Raw genomic sequence first — 19,218 nt, 5'->3', positions numbered from 1 at the left:
GGCCCGTCGCGCCCGTTGGTCCGGCGCGACGCTGGTCCCACGGACCCACCCGATCGCAGGTGGGCGCACAGGGATGGGACACGAGATGAACGAGACCGAGATCACCGTGGGCGGCCGGGTCGTCGCCGACCCCGAGCACCGCACCACGCGCAACGGCATCCAGTTCACGATCTTCCGGATCGCGAGCACGGTACGGCGGCGCAGCCGCGAGGGCGTCTGGGTCGACGGGCCGACGAGCTTCTACAACGTCGCGACCTACCGCGCGCTGGGGGTGAACGCCCACCAGTCCCTCGGCAAGGGTGACCCCGTCGTCGTCCACGGGAGACTGACGATCAACGACTGGCAGCGCACCGACGGCTCGTGGGGCTCCTCTGCCGACATCGAGGCGATGAGCGTCGGGCACGACCTGACCTTCGGCACGACCGAGTACTCCAAGGCGCAGCGAGGCGCCGGCGACGCCGAGGCCCTGGCCGCCAGCGAGGCGGGCTTCGACCGGATGCGCACCCGCATGGAGGAGTCCGACGGACCCGGGTGGGGCACGGTGCACCCGGCGCCGGCTCAGGGCCCGGCGGGCGAGGTCGTGGACGAGAGCACCGGCGAGGTGCTCGACCCGACGGAGCCGGATGGGCAGGGCGCCGACGAGGCGGAGGAGGTCGCCGTGCCGGCCTGACGACGGTGGATTCGGGCGTGGGGGCGGGAGTGGATAGCCTGCCCCCATGGCCGACTACATCTACACCATGGTCCGCGCGCGCAAGGCGCACAACGAGAAGGTCATCCTCGACGACGTCTCGATGTCCTTCTTCCCCGGTGCCAAGATCGGGATGGTCGGCCCCAACGGGGCCGGCAAGTCGACCATCCTGAAGATCATGGCCGGGCTCGACCAGCCGAGCAACGGCGAGGCGAGCCTCAAGCCGGGCGCGACCGTGGGCATCCTCCTCCAGGAGCCGCCGCTCAACGAGGACAAGACCGTCCTCGGCAACGTCGAGGAGGGCGCCGGCGAGATCAAGGCCAAGCTCGACCGGTTCAACGCCATCTCCGAGGAGATGGGTGAGCCCGACGCGGACTTCGACGCGCTCATGGAGGAGATGGGCAAGCTCCAGGAGGAGATCGACCACGCCGACGCGTGGGACCTCGACTCCCAGCTCGAGCAGGCGATGGACGCCCTGCGCTGCCCGCCGCCGGACAGCCCGGTCACCAACCTCTCCGGTGGTGAGCGTCGCCGCGTCGCGTTGTGCAAGCTGCTCCTGCAGAAGCCGGACCTGCTGCTCCTCGACGAGCCGACCAACCACCTCGACGCCGAGTCCGTCCTCTGGCTGGAGCAGCACCTCGCGGCCTACGCGGGTGCCGTCGTCGCCGTGACGCACGACCGGTACTTCATGGACAACGTCGCGCAGTGGATCGCCGAGGTCGACCGCGGCCGTCTCTACCCGTACGAGGGCAACTACTCGACCTACCTGGAGAAGAAGCAGGAGCGGCTGCAGATCCAGGGCAAGAAGGACCAGAAGCTCGCCAAGCGGCTGAAGAACGAGCTCGAGTGGGTGCGCTCGAACCCCAAGGCCCGCCAGACCAAGAACAAGGCCCGTCTGGAGCGCTACGAGGAGATGGCGGCGGAGGCCGACCGGACCCGCAAGCTCGACTTCGAGGAGATCGCGATCCCGCCGGGCCCGCGCCTCGGCAGCAAGGTCATCGAGGTCCGGGACCTGACGAAGGGCTTCGGCGACCGGGTGCTCATCGAGGACCTGTCCTTCTCCCTGCCGCGCAACGGCATCGTCGGCATCATCGGCCCGAACGGCGTCGGCAAGACGACCCTCTTCAAGACGATCGTCGGCTTCGAGCAGCCGGACGCCGGCGTGGTCGACATCGGTGACACGGTCAAGCTGTCCTACGTCGACCAGAACCGTGGCGGCATCGACCCGGAGAAGAACGTCTGGGAGGTCGTCTCCGACGGGCTCGACCACATCCAGGTCGGCCAGGTCGAGATCCCCTCGCGCGCCTACGTCAGCCAGTTCGGGTTCAAGGGCCCGGACCAGCAGAAGAAGGCCGGTGTCCTCTCCGGCGGTGAGCGCAACCGCCTCAACCTCGCGCTCACCCTCAAGCAGGGCGGCAACGTGCTGCTCCTCGACGAGCCGACCAACGACCTGGATGTCGAAACCCTGGGCTCCTTGGAGAACGCGCTCCTGGAGTTCCCCGGCTGCGCCGTGGTCATCTCCCACGACCGGTGGTTCCTCGACCGCGTCGCGACGCACATCCTCGCCTACGAGGGGACCGACGAGAACCCGGCCTCCTGGTACTGGTTCGAGGGCAACTTCGAGGGCTACGAGGCCAACAAGGTCGAGCGCCTCGGGGCGGACGCCGCGCGTCCGCACCGCGTGACGCACCGCCGCCTGACCCGCGACTGAGGGCGCCGCGAGGCAGGGGCAGCGCAGCTCGTCCGACCCTGCCGTCGTCGCCGCCCCCTGGGTAGGGTGTGGCCATGGTCATACCGCCGGCTCGGGACTGAGCACACACGGCCATGACGCACGTGCGGCAGGTCGGGCTCGTCGGCGGGGTCGGTGGCGGAAACACCGGCAACGAGGTCAGTCTCGCCGTGGTCCACGACCAGCTGGCTGCCGCACGGCCCGACCTGCGGTTCGCGGTCGTCACGCCGATGCCCGACGGTGCCCGGGCCCGCGGGGTGGTCCACGGCGACGAGCCCGTGCTGTCCTTCCGAGCCGACCGCACGCGCGGCGGTGCACGGGCCGTTCGGCTCGGGCGAAGGGTCGTCGCCGAGCTGCGTCACGTGGGTTCGGTCCTGGGGTGGATGGGCTCGCTGGAGGCCGTCGTCGTCTGCGGCACCGGGGTCCTCGACGACCTCGAGGAGCCGCCGTGGGGGATGCCGTGGTCGCTCTTCCTCTGGGCGGCCGCCGCGCGGGCGCGGCGACGCCCCTTCGTGCTGCTGGCCGTCGGGGCCGGGCCCATAGGGAGCCGGGCCAGTGCGCTGCTATTCCGAGCGACCGTGAGGCTGGCGTCCGAGGTCACCTACCGCGACGCGGACTCGATGCGCACCATGGCCGACCTGGGCGCGGCCCGTCCCGACGCGCGGGTGACCTGCGACCTCGCCTTCGGCCGCGCGGTCGGCTCGACGGCGCCCGCGCAGCCCGGACCGGGGATGCGGGTCGCCGTCGGCATCATGGACTGGAGGGGCTGGTCTGGTTCAGGTCGGGGCACGGAGCAGTACCTGGACATCCTCGCGGAGGTCGTCGTCGGGCTCCTCGACCGTGGCTGCCGGGTGGTGCTGACGGTCGGACAGCCGGTCGACGTCGAACCCGCGCGAGAGGTGCGCCGGCAGGTCCTGCGGCAACGTCCGCAGGGCCGGCTGCCCCTCGCCGACGTCGGCAACTTCGACGAGCTGGTCGAGGTGGTGCAGGGCGTCGATCTCGTCGTCGCGACCCGGTTCCACACCGTCGTCGCCGCCCTCGCGGCCGACCGCGCGATCGTGTCGGCGGGCTACGCACCCAAGAACCGCGCCGTCCTCGAGCGGGTGGGCCTGGACCACGCCGACCGGCCCGTGGACGAGATCGACGCGGCCTGGATCCTCGGCGAGGTGGACGCCGTCGCGGAGGGCAGGGCTCCGTGGCGTGCCGACCGGCAGATCATCGCGGGCTGGGCACGCCTCGTGCGTGACGAGATCGACGGGCTCGCCATCCGGATCGACCGAGCCACCAGTCGGCAGCGGCGTGTGGTGGGTCGGGTGACACCGACCAGCCGGTGGCGATCACGGCTCCGGCGACCCAGAGCGTGGTGGTCTCGTCGAGGAGGTTCTCGGTCAGCGTGACCGTGACGAGTCCGAGCGCGACGGCCGCCGCCGCCTCGAAGGAGGCGCGTGCCTCGCCCTCGCGCTGCCGGAGTGCCCGGCCGGCCTCGCGGAGCGTGACGGTGACCCCGATGGTGACGGTCACGAGCGCCACCATCCCGACCGCGCCGAGCTCGACCCAGGTCTGGACCCACACGTTGTGCGGGAGCAGGCCCTCGCTGCGCATCGTCGGTACCACGCCGAACCCGATCCCCGTCAGGGGGTTGAGCCAGCCCAGGGGGGCGAGCGCCTGCCAGTAGCCCCATCGCCAGGCGAGGGAGCTCTCAGGCGCCCCGGGGGGCGGGGGCGGCGGATCCCAGATGTCGACCACTCGCTGGTTGAGACTGGGTGTCAGGGCCACGACGACGACACACACGGCGATGACGACGGGCAGCCAGCGCCGGTCCCTGCGATAGGCGATGACGAAGGCACCGAGGGCCACGGCGATCCATGCGGCCCGTGTGTAGGTGAGCAGGACGACGACGCCCGTCGCCAGCGTGCCGCACCCCCAGAGGAGCCGCTGGCCGGACCGGGACCACACGAGACGTGCCAGCATGAGGACGCAGAGCACCGCCGCGTACTTGCCCAGCACGCTGGGGTGCACGAAGGGCCCGGTGACCCGGGAGAGGCCGGTGTCGCTGTCGACGGGAGAGGTCCCCGTGATGACCTGGACGATGACGTGGCCGCACACGATGACGGCCGAGGCGGCAAGCGCTGCGTGGACCGTGGACGAGGTCAGCTGCCGGCTGCGCACGAGCTGCTCGATGACGACGAACATCAGCACGCCTGCGGTCAGCCGTGCCGCGCTGGCCGCGGACAGGGCCGGCACGTGCGAGCTGAGCGTGCTCAGGGCTGCGGCCCCGACGAAGCCGAGGAGCGCCCACACGGCGACGGAGGGACGCCGCAGCTGGTCCGTGCGCCACTGCGACCACAGCCACCACACGGAGGCAGCGATGAAGATCAGCCCGATGGCAATCGCCGTCCCGTGGCCCACCGCGTCGAGCTCGGGTCGCACGACGAGCAGGAGCAGCGCCAGGGCAGCGAACTGACGCACCGCGAGCACCCCCGCAATGACGACGACGAGCGCCGCGACGACGAGGACCACGACGGAGAAGAGGTCGACACCGACCCATACGGAGGCGATGCCGGCGATGCCCGCACCCAGGCCGATGACGGCGGCGTACCCGGTCCGTCGGGTCACGACCGCACCCCGTGGGTCGCCTCGCCGTACACCGTCGTGAGGCGGGCGAGGTGCTCCTGCGTCGTCGTGCTGCGTCGACGCACCTCGTCGACGAGCGCGGCGCTCCCGGCCAGCCGGGAGCGAAGTGCGGTGTCGAGGGTGGCAGCCCACCCGTGGACGTCGTCGTGCCGCACCGTCCAGCCGCTCGCCGGACCGACCATCTCCGGCATGCCGCCGACCCGCGACACGACGGCCGGCACGCCGGCCATGAGGCTCTCGCGGAGGGCGAAGGGGGAGTTCTCGTGGCACTGCGACGGGTGTGCGGTGACGATCGCGCGGTCGAGTGCCCGGCGCACGCCCGCGGCGTCGGTCACCCCGGGCAGGTCGACCCGGGGGATGCCGTCCGCCGCGATCATCGATCTCAGCTCGCCGGCCTGGCTCCCTTCGCCGATGAGCTCGACCCGCACCTCCGGGTGGAGGTGTGCGATCCGCCGCCACGCCTGCAGCAGCACGTGTGGCCCCTTGAGCGGGACGAGCCGGCTGGCGAAGACGATCGCGTCCCGCGGACCGTCCGAAGGGAGCACGTCCTCGCCCTGCGAGCGCCACGGCAGGTCGAGGTACTCGACCGCTGCGGCCGGCCACCCCTCGTCGGCGATGACGCCCCTCATGAAGTCCGACGGCGCGAGGATGTGCGGGCCGGACCGTCGCCACTGCGGGGCGGAGACGAGCTGTTCGGCGGCACCGAGGGCGCTGACCGCGAGGCTGCCCTTCATGCACCGGCGCCGCACGGGGGCGAGGGCGCGGTGCAGCGATGAGCGGCCGACGCAGTCGGTGCAGATGGTGCCGTCCGGATCGCTGAAGAGGGTCTGGTTGGCGCACACCAGCTTGTACTCGTGGGCGGTGAGGACGGCGGGGAGACCCGCCTCGCGGACGGCTCGTACGACCGATGACGTCAGCTGGTAGCAGGTCCCGTGGAAGTGCACGATGTCGGGACGGTGCTCGCGGATCGCTCGTCGCATCGTGACCCCGGCCTCCGGCGACCACACCGACACGGCCGCGCTGCGCCAGCGGTCGGGGGAGCCGGGCTCGAAGGACCGACGTCGGGTGAACCACGTGGGCGCCCCCGACAGGTCCATCGGGGACCGCCCCGGTGGCGGCGTCATCGCCACCACCCCGACGTCGTGGCCGTCGGCGACGAGGGAGCGCACGAGCCAGCCCACGTAGGTCTCCACGCCGCCGACGTGGTGCGCGAACTTGCTGACCTGGAGGATGCGCACGTCAGGCCCCGCTCCGGGCCCGCAGGAGTCGGCTGCGCAACCAGTCCATGTCCCGGCGCAGCTCGCCCGGCGACAGGACGGCCCGGACGGACAGGCCGATGTGGCGCGCCACGAGCCGCTCGCCGAGGACGAAGACGGTGGTGTAGCCGACCGTGCTCATGATCGCCGCGCCCAGTATCCCGTGCCGGGGCACGAGGAGGACCAGCCCGACGAGCAGCACGATCGTGCCGCCCACGTGGGCCACGCTGGCCCACCCGGGTGCCCCGAGGCCCTGAAGCGTCGCCATGAGGGCCATGCTCGCGGAGAAGAGCACGATACCCGGCAGCATGAGCCACAGAGCGGGGACAGCGGCGGAGAACTCGTCGCCGTAGACGAAGGGGATGACCCACGGTGCCGTGGCAGCGATGGCGAGGATGGCGAGGCCACCGCCGACGAGGTTGATCCTCAGCCCGCGCTCGAGCGCGCCCCGGGCCGCGGGCCCATGACCGGCAGCCGTCAGCGGGAAGATCACCATGGCCACGCTCCCGAAGAGGGAGACGACCATGGAGGAGACGTTGACCGCGATGGAGTAGTAGCCGATCTGGGAGGCGCTGACGAAGGCCGGCAGGACGAGTGAGTCCAGTCGGAGCGCACTCAGGCTGATCCCCTGCATGCGGAACCCGTAGCCGAGGGACGCGCGCGCCAGCCGACGATCGCCACGGGTGATGCCCTCCGCCACGAGGCCGACGACCGCCACGGTGAGTGCCACCCCGTAGCTGGCCACCTGGGCCGACAGGACGGTCACCGGGGTGAATCGGTCGAGACCGAGCAGGGTGAGGAGCGTGAGCACGTAGGTCGCGGGCTGGGTGATGCGCACGACTCCGAGGAAGCGGAAGCGGTGGCGGGCCATGAGCATGGCCCACATCGCCTCGGTGGTGAGGACGACGGGGATCGCGCAGAGAAAGATCCGCGCGATCAGCTGCGTCTCGTCGTCCTGCGCGGCGAAGCCCACGGGGACCAGGAACTGTGCGATGCCGACACCGAGCACCCCGAGGACGGGCGCCATGGTGAGGGTCGTGCCGAGCACCCGGCGCTGGTCGGCGCCCCGGCCCTGCAGGAAGATCATGCCGTCGGCGAATTTGAGGTTGGACGCCCAGGTCAGCGTCAGCGTCCACGTGCTCACCGCGGCGACGACCCCGCGTCCGTCGGCGCCGAGGAAACGGGCGGTGAGTACACCCGAGACGAGCCCCAGGAGGATCGTCGTGCCACTGGTGGCCAGTGTCGTGGCGAAGGCCCGTCCGGTGGACGGGCGGCTCTGGTCGGTGGTCACGCCGACGACCGGGTGTCGCCACGCTCTTCGTGACGCCGGCGCCTGCGGACGGTGAGCAGCGCGAGGGCACCCCCAGTGAGGACCAGGGCCGCGAGTCCGCCGGCGACGCTGGCGCGGGCCCGGGTCGAGGTCGTGCTCATCCGGCTGGTGTCCACCTGGAGCGACGAGGCCCGGTCCGCGTTGCGTCGTTGGGCCACCTGGATGCTCTTGAGCGATGAGGTGGCGTCGGCGACGATCTCCCCGACGCGGTTGAGGGCGGCCGTGTCCGCCGGGGACGCAGGGCCCCTGCCCCCCTCCGACTCGAGCGACTTCCGGGCGAGCTCGGCACCGGCGACATCGGCATCGAGCTGCTGCTCGATGCCGTCGGAGACCTCGTCGAGGGCATGGCGCACCTGTCGGCGCAGACCGCTCTCGGCCGCGTCCGCCGTGCTGGCCACGTACGTGACCCGGATGATCGTGCCGTTGCCGACACGAGAGGAGTCGACGAAGGCCCCCGGTGCGTCGGGGTCGCCGGCCACGTCGCCCGTACCCACGTCGTCGCCGTAGGCCGAGGTGAAGTCGGCCGCGTGCGTCGCCACCTCGTAGTTGGAGAAGGTGCCGATGAGCGGGGCGATGTTGACGTCCGCCGTCGCACGGACGGTGGCCGGTGACCACCCCGCGGTCCCGGACCACGTGACGGCTGCCGCCACGCCGGCGGTGACGACGAGGATGGCGGCGGAGCTGACGGAAGGTCGTCTGACACCGCGGGACGGTCCGGTCATGCCGACCCGCTGGCCGGGCGGAAGCGTCGACGGGCGGGACGGGCGAGCACCCGCTCGAGGTAGTGGGCGGTGAAGCGTGCGCTCCCCCGCAGGCCCCGGGGACTGCGCAGGACGTCGCGGGCGGTGCCGGCGGCCTCGCGGCGTCGCCCGTCGGCGAAGAGGCTGCGGATCCGCAGGATCCTCGTGCGGACGAGCTCGTCGCGCACGGCCCGCAGGTGCCGTGGATCGTCGCTCGACTGCAGTTCCCTCTCGAGGACCGCCACGGCCCCGTCGAGCTGCCGGGTGAAGTCGCCGACGCTGTCGGCGGCGTCGTGGATGCGGTAGGCGATGACGGGGCGCTCGACGTGCAGCGCGGCCCCTCCCGACCGGGAGAGCGCGAGAGCCAGGTAGCGGTCGTAGGCCGTCGCGGCCCAGTCGGGGTGTTCGCTCCAGTCGACGGCGCGACGACGCAGGACCGCGGCCACCATGAGGATGTCTCCGCGCGCCGCCACGTCGTCGAAGGCGGGCAGCCTCCCTTCCGGCACCCGGCGCCGGTCGACCATCGCGTGCATCGGGTGCGTGCGAGGCAGCGGCAGACCGTCTGCGTCGACGAGGTCGGCGTCAGCGAAGCAGACGGCGAGGGACGGGTCCTCCAGCATGGGTCGCACGAGCTGCTCGAGCGCGTCCGGGCGGAGGACGTCGTCGTCGTCGACCTCCATGACGAGGTCCGTCGTCGAGTCGATGAAGCCCTGCCAGACGTTGCCGAGGATCCCGAGGTTGGACTCCCGCGGTACCCAGCGGAAGCGCGCATCGGCGAGCTCGTCGACGACCCTGCCCACCTCCGGCTGGGCGGCGTTGTCGCAGACCACGACGGTGAAGTCGGCGAAGGTCTGGGTGCGCAGCGCCTCGAGACAGGAGCGCAGCATCTCGGGCCGACGGTAGGTCGGCACGACGATCGTCACCGCGGGTCCCGCCGCTCGCACGTCAGCGGCCGCCCACGGTCGGGTCCCGGGCAGCCCGGAGGCGCGGCGCCACGGCGACGAGGGGTCGCGTCGGCCGGAGTGCCTGCCTCGCTGGGAGACGCCCTGGGCCAGGTCGGCGCACAGGTCGGCGTAGCCCGCCGCCACCTTGTCCCAGTCGTAGCGCCGGGTGCAACGCTCGACGAGACGTCGTCGCCGCTCCGTGTCGGCGTCCGGTGCGGCGTCGATCCGGGCGATCGCCGACGCCAGCGTCTCGACGGTGTCGCCGAAGAACCCGTCGTCGCCGAGGACCTCACGGTTGAAGGGGTTGTCGTGGGCGATCGTCGTGGCACCGGCGCCCATCGCGCGGAGCAGCGACGGGTTGGTCCCGCCGACGGAGTGCCCGTGCAGGTAGCTCGCCGAGCCCGCGTACAGCTCGTCGAGCAGCTCAGGGTCCCAGACGCCCCCGAGCATCCGCACGCCCGGCGTCTGCTCGGCGGCGGACCTGACGGCAGCCTCGTACTCGGAGGCGTAGGGGATGCTGCCGACGACGGCGAGGGGCAGGTGGGCGCCGCTCGCCCCGTAGGCCCGGATCATCTCCAGCACGTGGTTCTCGGGCTCGATCCGCGCGACGACGAGGTGGTAGCGACGACGCTCGAGGCCCACCTCCGCCAGCCGGGCGGTGGGAGCATCCGCGATGACCGCGGTGCCGTACTCGAGCAGCGCGGTACCGGCGTCGAACTCGTCGCGGTAGTACTGCTGGATGCCGGGGGAGTCGGCGATGAGCGCGTCGGCCCACCGCACGGCGGCAGCCTCGGACAGGCGGTAGAAGGTCTGCCCGGCGGGCCCCCACTTCGCCCGCCGCCACTCGAGGCCGTCGACGTGGACGGCCACGGGCAGACCCCGTAGGTGCAGCAGGGGCAGGGCGAAGGTGTTGGCGGCGTTGAAGACGAGGGCGACGTCGTGGCGGGTGCCCGACGCCGCGACGTGCAACGCGGACAAGGCGGTGTGCGAGAGCGTCTCGAGGGTCTTGCGGCGGATGCACGGCAGGTGCACGAGCTGCATCCCGGCATGGGTCGTCCGCGGTGCAGCCGAGTCGTCCGCCGGGCGGCGGCAGTAGACCGTGACCTCGTGCCCCGCGTCGGCGAGGCGACTGCCGATCTCCTCGACCGCGGTCTCGAAGCCCCCGTAGTGCGCCGGTACACCTCGTGTCCCCAGCATCACGATGCGCATACCCGCTCCCCGTTCAGCTCTGTGTGGGCCTCCCCATTCAGCACGATGTCGCCACGATAGCGCCAGCACGGGAGCAGGGACATAGCGAAAGCAGCCCTCGCGTCCCAGGTCCCGCTGGTGCCCACACCTAGGGTGCCGTCATGCCCTCACTCCTGGAGCAGGTCGCCGGTCGCACGAGCATCGTCGACGAGGTGCTCACCGGCTCCCTGGGCGAAGGGGAGGTCCTCTCCGGCGTGGAGATGGTCGGGTGCACGCTGCGCGACGCGTCCGTCGCGGGAGCGACGCTGTCGGGGGTGCGGCTCGAGGGCTGTGCCGTGGAGCGGGTCGACCTCTCGCGTGCCCGCCTGCCCGACTCGGTCGTCGATGGCTGCAGGTTCGTCGGGTGCAAGGCACTCGCGACGTCGTGGGCGATGCTGCGCGCCCCGGTGCTCGTGCCCGACCCGAGCGTCTGGGTGGACTGTCAGCTGTCGATGGGCAGCTTCGCCGGGCTCGACCTCACGGGCACCCGCTTCGAGCGGTGCGTGCTGACGGACGCCGACTTCGACGGGGCCACCCTGGTCGAGGTCGTCTTCGACGAGTGCTCCCTGGGTGGGGCCCGCTTCGTCCGGGCGGACCTGCGGCGCGCCGACCTGCGCACTGCGCGCGACTTCGTCGTCGACGTGCGCGATGCCAGGGTCGAGGGGCTCCGGGCGGACCTGACCGGTGCGCTCGGGCTCCTCACCCCCTTCGGCATCGTCGTGGGGTAGGGCGGCGCCGGCCGGGGACCGATGTCACGTCAGGGAGTGCGCGCCCCGACCAGCCGCAGGGCGAGCGCCCCGTAGGTCTCGCCGATGGCGGCCGGGGTGGTGCGCTTGATGCCCGGGTGGTACCAGCGAGCGACGTCGACGACGAGCGAGAGCGCGGCGAGCGCGGTGGCGCGCACGTCGTCGACGACGAACTCGCCGGACTCGACACCGGCCGTGATGATCCCCTCGACGACCGCGTCGATCTCACGACGCAGGGTGAGGACCTCGCGCTGGTGCTCGGGAGCGAGGTGGCGGAACTCGTACTGGACGATGCGGGCGACCTGGTGCTGCTCGGCGTGCCACCGGGCGAAGGTGGAGATGACCTCCTGGAGGGCGTCCGTGGGCGAGCCCGCCTGGGCCGCGGCCGAGGCCAGCGCGTCGCGGGCGCCCTCGTGCCCGACGCGGCTGAGCTGGAAGAGCAGGTCCTCCTTGCTCGCGAAGTGGACGTAGACGCCAGCCGGCGAGAGGCCGGCACGGGAGGCGATGTCACGCGTCGTCGTGGCATGGAACCCCTTGTCCGCGAAGGCGTCCGCGGCCGCCACGAAGAGCCTCACGACGGTCGGGTTGTCGTGCTCGGGGAGAGAGGGCGTCGGCGTCGTCACGTTGACAGCATGCCCGCCGGGGGCGAGACTAAGCAAGCGCTTAGTGCGATGACGCACACCACGTTCCAGAGAGGTGACCATGCCCCGCAACATCTACGACGAGGACCACGAGTCCTTCCGCTCCTCCGTCAAGGAGTTCGTCGAGCGCACGCTCGTGCCCCGGGCGGACTCGATGATCGTCGAGCACACCATCCCCCGCGAGGTCTGGCTCGAGGCCGGCAAGCAGGGATTCTTCGGCCTGACGATCCCCGAGGAGTTCGGCGGCGCGGGCATCGAGGACTACCGCTTCAACGCCGTCCTCGCCGAGGAGCTGTCCAAGTTCAACGTGGCGGTCTCCTCCTGCTTCGGCATCCACGCCGACATCACCGCGCCCTACCTCGTGGCCATGGGGACGCAGGAGCAGAAGCAGCGCTGGCTGCCGAAGGTCGTCACCGGCGAGGCGATCATGTCGATCGGCATGACCGAGCCCTCCGGCGGCTCCGACCTGGCCGCGCTGAAGTCGACCGCCGTCAAGGCCGACGACGGCAGCGGCGACTGGGTGCTCAACGGCTCCAAGACCTTCATCACCAACGGCCACCAGTGCGACCTCGCGGTGGTCGCGGCCCGGACCGACCCGGCCAAGGGCGCCAAGGGCATCTCGCTCTTCGTCCTCGAGGCGAGCGACGAGGGCTTCACCAAGGGCCAGCCGCTGGACAAGGTCGGTCAGCCCGAGTCCGACACCTCCGAGCTCTTCTTCGAGAACGTCCGCCTCCCCGCGGACCGGCTCCTCGGTCCCGAAGGCATGGGCTTCATCACGATGATGCAGAAGCTCCCGCAGGAGCGCCTCGGCAACGCGATCGGCTGCGTCGCCCACGCCGGTCAGATCCTCCAGGAGACGATCGAGTACACCAAGGAGCGCAAGGCCTTCGGTCAGCCGATCGGCTCCTTCCAGCACAACAAGTTCAAGATCGCCGAGCTCGTCACGAGCATCGAGGTCGCCCGGGCCTACGTCGACGAGTGCGTCGTCGCGCACGCCGAGGGCAAGCTCAGCGCCGTCGACGCCGCCAAGGCGAAGTGGTGGGCCGCCGAGACCCAGAGCAAGGTCCTCGACGAGTGCGTCCAGCTGCACGGCGGCTACGGCTACATGAACGAGTACCGCGTGGCCCGCGCCTGGCGTGACGCCCGGATCAACAAGATCTGGGCCGGCACCAACGAGATCATGAAGGAGCTCATCGGGCGCGACCTCGGGCTCTGACCCGGGTCCGCACCCCCGACGCTGCACCGGCGGCCGGCCGCTCCGTGAGACACGGAGCCGCCGGCCCCCGTGCGCGCACCCGAGTTTGAGAGACTGGGGGAGACCACGAGCGAAGGGGGTCCGGTGAGCGACACCGTCCACGTCATCACGGTCTCCGACCGGGTGAGCTCCGGCGCGCGCGAGGACGTCTCCGGCGACGCCGCAGTCGAGCTCCTGCAGGCGGAGGGCCACACGGTCACCACGAGCCTCGTGCCCGACGGCGCGGACGCCGTCGAGGCAGCGCTGCGTGCCGCGCTCGCCGACGGTGCCCGACTCGTCGTCACCACGGGGGGCACCGGTCTCTCCCCGCGCGATCGCACCCCCGAGGGGACCGCGCCCGTGCTCGACCGCGAGGTGCCCGGGCTGGCGGAGCTGCTCCGTGCCGAGGGCGCGCGGCAGACCCCCTTCGCCGCCATCTCGCGCGGTCTCGTCGGCATCGTCGACGCGAGCGACGAGCGTCCCGGCGCGCTCGTCGTCAACCTCCCCGGCAGCACGAAGGGGGTGACGCAGGGCCTGCAGGTCCTGCTGCCCCTCGTCGGCCACGTCCTCGACCAGATCTCCGGAGGCGACCACTGATGGCCGACCTGACCCGCATCGCCCGCATCGCGACCGACGAGGTCGACCTGGCTGGGGTGCTCGCGAGCGTCGACGACCCCGGCCACGGGGCGGTGGCGAGCTTCGTCGGGCAGGTGCGCGACCACGACCCCGAGGCCGGCGGCCGGGTCGTCGCGCTGCGCTACACCTGTCATCCCGACGCGCCGCGCCTGGTCGTCGAGATCGTCGAGCGCGTCCTGCGCGACCTCGACCCGCAGGGCGAGGCGAGCGTGCACGCCGTGCACCGCGTCGGGGACCTCGAGGTCGGCGACCTCGCGCTCGTCGTGGCCGTGGGGACCGCGCACCGGGACCTCGCCTTCACGATCTGCCGGGCGATCGTGGAGGCGGTCAAGCACGAGCTGCCGGTGTGGAAGCAGCAGTTCGAGGCGGACGGCACGCACGCGTGGTCGGGGTTGAGCTGCTGATGACCCGCCCGCTGGTCGACCCCCACGGCCGCCTCCACCGCGACCTGCGCGTCTCGCTCACCGACAAGTGCAACCTGCGGTGCACGTACTGCATGCCCGCCGAGGGCCTGCCGTGGCTGCCCAAGGACGAGCTGCTCACGACACCGGAGCTGCTGACCCTCGTCGAGGCGGCCGTGACGGCCGGCATCAGCGAGGTGCGGCTCACCGGCGGCGAGCCGCTCGTGCGCCCCGACGTCGTCGAGATCGTCGCGGCGATCTCGACGATGGAGGGCCCCGAGGGCGCGCCCGAGGTGTCGATGACGACCAACGGCCTGGGGCTGACCAAGGTGGCCGCAGCCCTCGCCGAGGCCGGGCTCGCCCGGGTCAACGTCAGCCTCGACACCCTGCGGCCCGAGCGTTTCCACGAGATCACCCGCCGCGACCGCTTCGACGAGGTCGTCGCCGGCATGGCGGCGGCCCACGACGCCGGCCTGCGGCCGGTCAAGGTCAACTCCGTGCTGCAACGGGGGATCAACGACGACGAGGCCGTCGACCTCACGCGCTGGGCGGTCGAGCGCGGGTACGAGCTGCGGTTCATCGAGCAGATGCCGCTGGACGCGCAGCACACGTGGCAGCGCACCGAGATGGTCACGGGCGCGGAGATCCTCGAGCAGCTGCGCACGGCCTTCGAGCTCACAGAGGTGCCCGGTCGAGGAGCCGCCCCGGCCGAGCGCTTCCACGTCGACGGTGGGCCGGCGACCGTGGGCGTCATCGCCTCGGTGACGATGCCCTTCTGCGGCTCGTGCGACCGGTTGCGCCTCACCGCGGACGGCCAGCTGCGCAACTGCCTCTTCGCGCGCGGGGAGACCGATCTGCGTGGACCGCTGCGCTCCGGGGCGAGCGAGGCCGAGGTCCACGAGCTCGTCCACGCCTGCCTGGCCACCAAGCGTCCCGGGCACGGGATCAACGAGCCCGGGTTCCTCCAGCCGCCGCGGCCGATGAGCGCGATCGGCGGCTGAGCATCAGCCCCCGGCGAAGGGGGGCAGCACGTCGATCGTCGCGCCGGCGGTGACCGGGGTGTCGCCGTCGTCGACGTAGCGCCCGGCGTGCAGCACCGAGCACCGCTGCAGGACCTCCGTCAGCCGGGCACCGTGGGCCGCCTCGGCCTGCGCGAGGACCTCGCCCACGGTCCTCCCGTCCAGGCGTTCCTCGTCGGTGCCGGCGGCCTCGGCCGCTGCCGCGAAGTACCTGATCGTCGTCATGCCTGCTCCTCCTGCTCACGGTCGGTGATCGTCGCCTCGAGCGCCTGGCTCAGGGAGTCCACGTCGACCGGCCGGCCCTGCTCCTGCAGGTGCCCGACGGCGACCCCGAGGATGTAGGCGCCGACCGGCGCCATCGGGCGCTCGAAGCCGTGGGCGATCGTCTTGGTCATCGCGTGGATGGTCACCACGTCGACGCACTCGGGGTCGATGCCGACCGCGGCGCAGGCGTCCTCGATCCAGTCCGCCCACAGCGCGCGGGTCGTCTCGAGATCGGTCACGGTGCCTCCTCGTCGCGCAGTCGCTCCACCCAGCGGGCGTGGTCGGTCCAGGTGTCGATGTCGGCCACGTCGTCGTCGCTCGCCGGCACGGTGACGAGCACCGACTGCCCGAGCAGGCTCTTCATCGACCGGTCCCTGGGCGGGCCCAGCCGTTCCAGCGCTCGCCGCAGGGACGCCGTGCGGTGGATCCCGAGCAGCCACTGGGGATGCCCCGTGGAGTCCTCCAGGCACCAGCCGTCGTGCTCTGCCGTGTCCACGTCCGCGCTGCGCTGTGCGTACGACCAGGCGGCGAGCAGCCGGCCGAGGGCGGGGAGGGGGTCGGCGAGGTCGCAGGCGAGCAGCACGGTCCAGTCGGCGGCACCGTCGGCAGCCAGCGCGTCGAGGCCGGCGGCCACCCCCGCGACGGGGCCGCCGAGCGGCGGGTCCTCGAGGGTGCGGTGCACCCCGGGGGGGACGTCGACGTCGCCGACGACGACGATCTCGCGGGCATCGGAGACGGCGACGAGCACGCGGTCGACGAGGCGTGCGCCGCCGAGCTCGACATCGGGCTTGCTCGCCCCGCCGAGCCGCTCGGCGGCACCCCCGGCGAGGACGACGGCGTCGAAGGGGATGGGCTCGCTCATGCGTCCTCCCGGGTCCAGGTGCCACTGCGACCGCCGGTCTTCTCCAGCAGCCGCACGTCGGTGATGTGGGCGCCGCGGTCACGTCCCTTGACCATGTCGATGACGGCGAGCGCCGCGACGGTGACGCTCGTGAGCGCCTCCATCTCGACGCCGGTGCGGTCGGCCGTGCGCACGGTCGCGGTGATCTCCACGCCCGCGTCGGTGATCTCCAGGTCGACGACCGCCCCGTGGACCCCGATGACGTGGGCGAGCGGTAGCAGCTCGGGGGTCTTCTTGGCCGCCTGGATCCCGGCGATGCGCGCGACGGCGAGCACGTCCCCCTTCGGCACGGTGCCGTCCCGCAGGAGCGCGACCGTCTCGGGGGAGGTGGCCACCCGTCCGGCCGCGGTCGCGGATCGCACGGTCGGGGTCTTGTCGGTGACGTCGACCATGCGGGCGTGCCCGCGGTGGTCGAGGTGGGTGAGGGGGTGATTCATCTACAGGCTCCTGATCTGCACGAGGTCGCCGGGCTCGACGGCATCGGTCTCCTCGGCGACGACCGCCAGCGCCTGCGCGCCGGCGAGCGAGGTGACCATGTGCGAGGCCGAGCCGCGCGCGTGGCTGGGGGTCGCGACGAGCCGTCCGACGTCGTCGCTGGACAGGACGACCGGGACGTACTGGCGGCGTCCCGCGGGGGAGCGCCACGCCGACCCGGCCACGGCCCGGGTCGGCCCGGGCAGGGGCGCGCGGCCGAGGAGCCGGTCGAGCAGCGGACGGCCGAAGACCTCGAAGGAGATCGCCGTCGAGACCGGGTTGCCCGGCAGGGCGAGCACCGGCACCTCGCGCCAGCGGGCCCATCCCTGCGGCTTGCCCGGCTGCATGCGCACGTGGCGGAAGGTCGCGCCCGAGCGCTCCAGCACGATCCGCGAGACGTCGAAGTCGCCGACGCTCACCCCGCCGGTGAGCAGGACGAGGTCCGCGCCGGAGGTCAGCTCGTCGAGTCCCGCGGCGAAGGCCTCGGTGTCGTCCGTGAGCACGACCGTGGCCCGGACCTCGGCGCCCAGCTCGCGCAGGGTGGCGGCGAGGTGGGTGCCGTTGGACTCGAAGATCTGCCCCCGCGCGAGCGGGGTGCCGGGGGCGACGAGCTCGTCGCCGGTCGCGGCGATCGCGACGACGGGGCGGCGGCGGACCGTGACGGTCGCGGTCCCGGCCGCGGCGAGCGACCCGAGCACCCGCGCGGTGACGGTGGTCCCGGCGGCCGCGACGACGTCGCCCCCGCGCACGTCCTCGCCCGCGCCGCGGACGTGCTGCCCGCGCTCGCCGACCCGGGCGATCGTCACCTCCGCAGTCCCGCCGTCGGTGGCCTCGACGGGGACGATCGTGTCGGCGCCGGTCGGGACGGGCGCGCCGGTCATGATGCGCACGCACTGCCCCGGTGCGAGTGCCGGGTCCTCGCCCGAGCCGGCGGGCACGGCGCCGACGACGTGGAGGATGGTGGGCAGCGTGCCCAGGTCCTCCCGCCGCACCGCGTAGCCGTCCATGGCCGAGTTGGCGAAGGCCGGGACGTCGCCGACCGCCGTCACCGGCTGCGCGAGCACGCGCCCGAGCGCGTCGGGGAGCGGGACCTCCTCGGTCTCGTCGAGGGGCCCGGACCCGTCGAGCAGGTGGGTCAGCAGCTCGTCGAGGTACTCCTCGACCGTGAGCAGCACGCGGTCGGTGGTCATGGGGTCTCCGGGGTGTGCGGGACGGGGTCGGGCCAGGCGAGCATCCCACCGTCGAGGACGAGCAGCCGGTCGTGCCCGCGCGCCAGCAGGGCGCTCGCGGCGAGCCGGGCCCGTGGCCCAGCGCGGCAGACGAGGACGACGTCCCGGTCGGTCGGGACCTCCGCCGCCGCGGTGGGGTCGGAGGTCAGCCGAGCGACGGGGATGTGCACGGCGCCGGGGACGACCCCCGCGGCCAGCTCGTGATCCTCGCGCACGTCCAGGACGAAGGGGGCGTCCGCCCCAGCCAGACGAGCGGCCAGCTCCGCGGCGGAGAGCGTCGGGACGCCCGGCTCCTCCGGGGGTGCTGGTACCGTGCGGGCCGGGCGGGGCGTCCCCGCCGCCCGCGGGTGCCGCGCGACGAGGGGGATCTCGCGCTGGGTCGCGGCGAGCACGTCGATGAAGAGCAGCCGCCCGAGCAGGGGCGCTCCGACACCGGTGATGAGCTTGATGGCCTCGGTCGCCATCATCGAGCCGACCTGCCCGACGAGCGGCCCGACGACCCCGGCGTCGCCGCAGGCCGGCACGCTGCCGGGGGCCGGCGGCTCGGGGAAGAGGTCCCGCAGACCGGGCGCCGGCAGTCCCTCGGGTGCCCCCGGCCAGAAGACGGTCAGGTGGGCCTCGGTGCGGTACACCGCCGCCCACACGAGCGGGATCCCGAGCTCGTCGCAGGCGTCGGCGACGGCGTAGCGCGTCTCGAAGTTGTCGCTGCCGTCGAGCACGAGGTCGTGGTCGGCGAGCAGCTGACGGGCGTTGTCCGCGTCGAGGTGCTCGCGCACGCCGACGACCTCGATGTCGGGGTTGAGCGCCCGCACCCGCTCCAGAGCGCTGTCGACCTTGGGGCGGCCGACGTCGCCCGTCGCGTGGATGACCTGTCGCTGCAGGTTGGTCTCGTCGACGCGGTCGTCGTCGACCACCGTGAGGCGCCCGACGCCCGCGCCCGCGAGGTACAGCAGCGAGGGGGAGCCGAGCCCTCCCGCACCGATGACGGCGACCCGGGCGGCGAGGAGGCGACGTTGTCCCCTTTCGCCGATCGTGGGCATGAGGAGGTGGCGCGAGTACCGGCTCACCTGGTCCCCGGTGAGCGCCGGACCGGGAGCCACGAGCGGGGAGAGGGTCATGGTGCCG

19 protein-coding genes and 1 pseudogene are annotated in these 19,218 nt (G+C 72.6%); 8 read left to right on the top strand and 12 right to left on the bottom strand.

Annotated features, from left to right (window positions below; all coding sequences use genetic code 11):
* Positions 1-85: 85 nt before the first annotated feature.
* The 3 genes from V3C34_RS13905 to V3C34_RS13895 all read left to right on the top strand — a co-directional run bounded on the left by V3C34_RS13905 (position 86) and on the right by V3C34_RS13895 (position 3,814).
* Positions 86-670, top strand: coding sequence for a single-stranded DNA-binding protein (locus tag V3C34_RS13905; RefSeq protein ID WP_068322572.1), 585 nt, complete (start codon positions 86-88; stop codon positions 668-670).
* 46 nt (positions 671-716) lie between these two features.
* A complete protein-coding gene (ettA, locus tag V3C34_RS13900; RefSeq protein WP_068322575.1) occupies positions 717-2,399 on the top strand; it encodes an energy-dependent translational throttle protein EttA in 1,683 nt (560 codons plus the stop codon).
* 113 nt (positions 2,400-2,512) lie between these two features.
* Positions 2,513-3,814 carry a polysaccharide pyruvyl transferase family protein gene (locus V3C34_RS13895; protein WP_082807424.1) on the top strand — a complete coding sequence of 434 codons (1,302 nt, stop codon included), beginning with the start codon at positions 2,513-2,515 and terminating at the stop codon, positions 3,812-3,814.
* A gap of 136 nt (positions 3,815-3,950) precedes the next feature.
* On the opposite strand, the pseudogene V3C34_RS13890 reads toward V3C34_RS13895, so the two are convergent.
* The 5 genes and pseudogenes from V3C34_RS13890 to V3C34_RS13870 form a co-directional block, all read right to left on the bottom strand.
* A pseudogene (locus V3C34_RS13890) lies at positions 3,951-4,388 on the bottom strand (O-antigen ligase family protein); the annotation flags it as partial.
* A gap of 641 nt (positions 4,389-5,029) precedes the next feature.
* Positions 5,030-6,289 carry a glycosyltransferase gene (locus V3C34_RS13885; protein ID WP_068322586.1) on the bottom strand — a complete coding sequence of 420 codons (1,260 nt, stop codon included), beginning with the start codon at positions 6,287-6,289 and terminating at the stop codon, positions 5,030-5,032.
* A 1-nt stretch (position 6,290) separates the two neighbouring features.
* On the bottom strand, positions 6,291-7,598 hold the full coding sequence (locus V3C34_RS13880; protein WP_068322589.1) for a lipopolysaccharide biosynthesis protein: 1,308 nt from the start codon (positions 7,596-7,598) through the stop codon (positions 6,291-6,293).
* Positions 7,595-8,359, bottom strand: coding sequence for a hypothetical protein (locus tag V3C34_RS13875; RefSeq protein ID WP_346007410.1), 765 nt, complete (start codon positions 8,357-8,359; stop codon positions 7,595-7,597). The genes V3C34_RS13880 and V3C34_RS13875 overlap by 4 nt, the downstream gene beginning before the upstream one ends.
* The gene (locus V3C34_RS13870) at positions 8,356-10,530 is read right to left on the bottom strand and encodes a glycosyltransferase (RefSeq protein ID WP_346007409.1); all 2,175 of its coding nucleotides are present in this window, start codon (positions 10,528-10,530) and stop codon (positions 8,356-8,358) included. The genes V3C34_RS13875 and V3C34_RS13870 overlap by 4 nt, the downstream gene beginning before the upstream one ends.
* Before the next feature lie 140 nt (positions 10,531-10,670).
* On the opposite strand from V3C34_RS13870, the gene V3C34_RS13865 reads away from it, so the two are divergent.
* Complete coding sequence (locus V3C34_RS13865; protein ID WP_068322595.1) at positions 10,671-11,276, top strand: pentapeptide repeat-containing protein; 606 nt, start codon at positions 10,671-10,673, stop codon at positions 11,274-11,276.
* A gap of 29 nt (positions 11,277-11,305) precedes the next feature.
* Here V3C34_RS13865 and V3C34_RS13860 read toward each other — a convergent pair whose 3' ends face one another.
* Positions 11,306-11,917, bottom strand: coding sequence for a TetR/AcrR family transcriptional regulator (locus tag V3C34_RS13860; protein WP_255218235.1), 612 nt, complete (start codon positions 11,915-11,917; stop codon positions 11,306-11,308).
* Positions 11,918-11,996: 79 nt separating this feature from the next.
* Between V3C34_RS13860 and V3C34_RS13855 the strand changes: the two genes are divergently transcribed.
* The 4 genes from V3C34_RS13855 (at position 11,997) to moaA (ending at position 15,207) form a co-directional block, all read left to right on the top strand.
* On the top strand, positions 11,997-13,151 hold the full coding sequence (locus tag V3C34_RS13855) for an acyl-CoA dehydrogenase family protein (protein WP_068323411.1): 1,155 nt from the start codon (positions 11,997-11,999) through the stop codon (positions 13,149-13,151).
* Positions 13,152-13,274: 123 nt separating this feature from the next.
* Entirely contained in the window at positions 13,275-13,766 is a 492-nt protein-coding gene (locus tag V3C34_RS13850; RefSeq protein ID WP_068322598.1) for a MogA/MoaB family molybdenum cofactor biosynthesis protein, read from the top strand.
* Positions 13,766-14,209 carry a molybdenum cofactor biosynthesis protein MoaE gene (locus V3C34_RS13845; protein WP_346007408.1) on the top strand — a complete coding sequence of 148 codons (444 nt, stop codon included), beginning with the start codon at positions 13,766-13,768 and terminating at the stop codon, positions 14,207-14,209. Before V3C34_RS13850 ends, V3C34_RS13845 begins: the two co-directional genes overlap by 1 nt.
* A complete protein-coding gene (gene moaA / locus V3C34_RS13840; protein ID WP_346007407.1) occupies positions 14,209-15,207 on the top strand; it encodes a GTP 3',8-cyclase MoaA in 999 nt (332 codons plus the stop codon). The genes V3C34_RS13845 and moaA overlap by 1 nt, the downstream gene beginning before the upstream one ends.
* 3 nt (positions 15,208-15,210) lie before the next feature.
* Here moaA and V3C34_RS13835 read toward each other — a convergent pair whose 3' ends face one another.
* The 6 genes from V3C34_RS13835 to V3C34_RS13810 are packed head-to-tail and all read right to left on the bottom strand — an operon-like array spanning position 15,211 to position 19,211.
* Positions 15,211-15,450: a MoaD/ThiS family protein gene (locus V3C34_RS13835; RefSeq protein ID WP_068322607.1), complete on the bottom strand. Its 240-nt coding sequence runs from the start codon at positions 15,448-15,450 to the stop codon at positions 15,211-15,213.
* Entirely contained in the window at positions 15,447-15,728 is a 282-nt protein-coding gene (locus tag V3C34_RS13830) for a DUF6457 domain-containing protein (protein ID WP_068322609.1), read from the bottom strand. Before V3C34_RS13830 ends, V3C34_RS13835 begins: the two co-directional genes overlap by 4 nt.
* Complete coding sequence (gene mobA, locus V3C34_RS13825) at positions 15,725-16,351, bottom strand: molybdenum cofactor guanylyltransferase (protein ID WP_068322612.1); 627 nt, start codon at positions 16,349-16,351, stop codon at positions 15,725-15,727. Before mobA ends, V3C34_RS13830 begins: the two co-directional genes overlap by 4 nt.
* Entirely contained in the window at positions 16,348-16,827 is a 480-nt protein-coding gene (moaC, locus tag V3C34_RS13820) for a cyclic pyranopterin monophosphate synthase MoaC (RefSeq protein WP_068322615.1), read from the bottom strand. Before moaC ends, mobA begins: the two co-directional genes overlap by 4 nt.
* Positions 16,828-18,054 carry a molybdopterin molybdotransferase MoeA gene (locus tag V3C34_RS13815; protein ID WP_068322618.1) on the bottom strand — a complete coding sequence of 409 codons (1,227 nt, stop codon included), beginning with the start codon at positions 18,052-18,054 and terminating at the stop codon, positions 16,828-16,830.
* Positions 18,051-19,211 carry a ThiF family adenylyltransferase gene (locus tag V3C34_RS13810; protein ID WP_068322621.1) on the bottom strand — a complete coding sequence of 387 codons (1,161 nt, stop codon included), beginning with the start codon at positions 19,209-19,211 and terminating at the stop codon, positions 18,051-18,053. Before V3C34_RS13810 ends, V3C34_RS13815 begins: the two co-directional genes overlap by 4 nt.
* Positions 19,212-19,218 lie beyond the last annotated feature (7 nt).

Source organism: Janibacter terrae, from assembly GCF_039636765.1.
Taxonomy (GTDB): Bacteria; Actinomycetota; Actinomycetes; order Actinomycetales; family Dermatophilaceae; genus Janibacter; species Janibacter terrae.
This window is presented reverse-complemented; position numbering and strand designations above follow the sequence as displayed.

Excerpts from the sequence above, each read along its gene's own strand:
- V3C34_RS13905 (WP_068322572.1), top strand. The coding sequence starts at position 86 with ATGAACGAGACCGAGATCACCGTGGGCGGCCGGGTCGTCGCCGACCCC.
- ettA (WP_068322575.1), top strand. The coding sequence starts at position 717 with ATGGCCGACTACATCTACACCATGGTCCGCGCGCGCAAGGCGCACAAC.
- V3C34_RS13895 (WP_082807424.1), top strand. The coding sequence starts at position 2,513 with ATGACGCACGTGCGGCAGGTCGGGCTCGTCGGCGGGGTCGGTGGCGGA.
- V3C34_RS13875 (WP_346007410.1), bottom strand. The coding sequence starts at position 8,359 with ATGACCGGACCGTCCCGCGGTGTCAGACGACCTTCCGTCAGCTCCGCC.
- V3C34_RS13870 (WP_346007409.1), bottom strand. The coding sequence starts at position 10,530 with ATGCGCATCGTGATGCTGGGGACACGAGGTGTACCGGCGCACTACGGG.
- V3C34_RS13865 (WP_068322595.1), top strand. The coding sequence starts at position 10,671 with ATGCCCTCACTCCTGGAGCAGGTCGCCGGTCGCACGAGCATCGTCGAC.
- V3C34_RS13855 (WP_068323411.1), top strand. The coding sequence starts at position 11,997 with ATGCCCCGCAACATCTACGACGAGGACCACGAGTCCTTCCGCTCCTCC.
- V3C34_RS13845 (WP_346007408.1), top strand. The coding sequence starts at position 13,766 with ATGGCCGACCTGACCCGCATCGCCCGCATCGCGACCGACGAGGTCGAC.
- moaA (WP_346007407.1), top strand. The coding sequence starts at position 14,209 with ATGACCCGCCCGCTGGTCGACCCCCACGGCCGCCTCCACCGCGACCTG.
- V3C34_RS13835 (WP_068322607.1), bottom strand. The coding sequence starts at position 15,450 with ATGACGACGATCAGGTACTTCGCGGCAGCGGCCGAGGCCGCCGGCACC.
- mobA (WP_068322612.1), bottom strand. The coding sequence starts at position 16,351 with ATGAGCGAGCCCATCCCCTTCGACGCCGTCGTCCTCGCCGGGGGTGCC.
- moaC (WP_068322615.1), bottom strand. The coding sequence starts at position 16,827 with ATGAATCACCCCCTCACCCACCTCGACCACCGCGGGCACGCCCGCATG.
- V3C34_RS13815 (WP_068322618.1), bottom strand. The coding sequence starts at position 18,054 with ATGACCACCGACCGCGTGCTGCTCACGGTCGAGGAGTACCTCGACGAG.
- V3C34_RS13810 (WP_068322621.1), bottom strand. The coding sequence starts at position 19,211 with ATGACCCTCTCCCCGCTCGTGGCTCCCGGTCCGGCGCTCACCGGGGAC.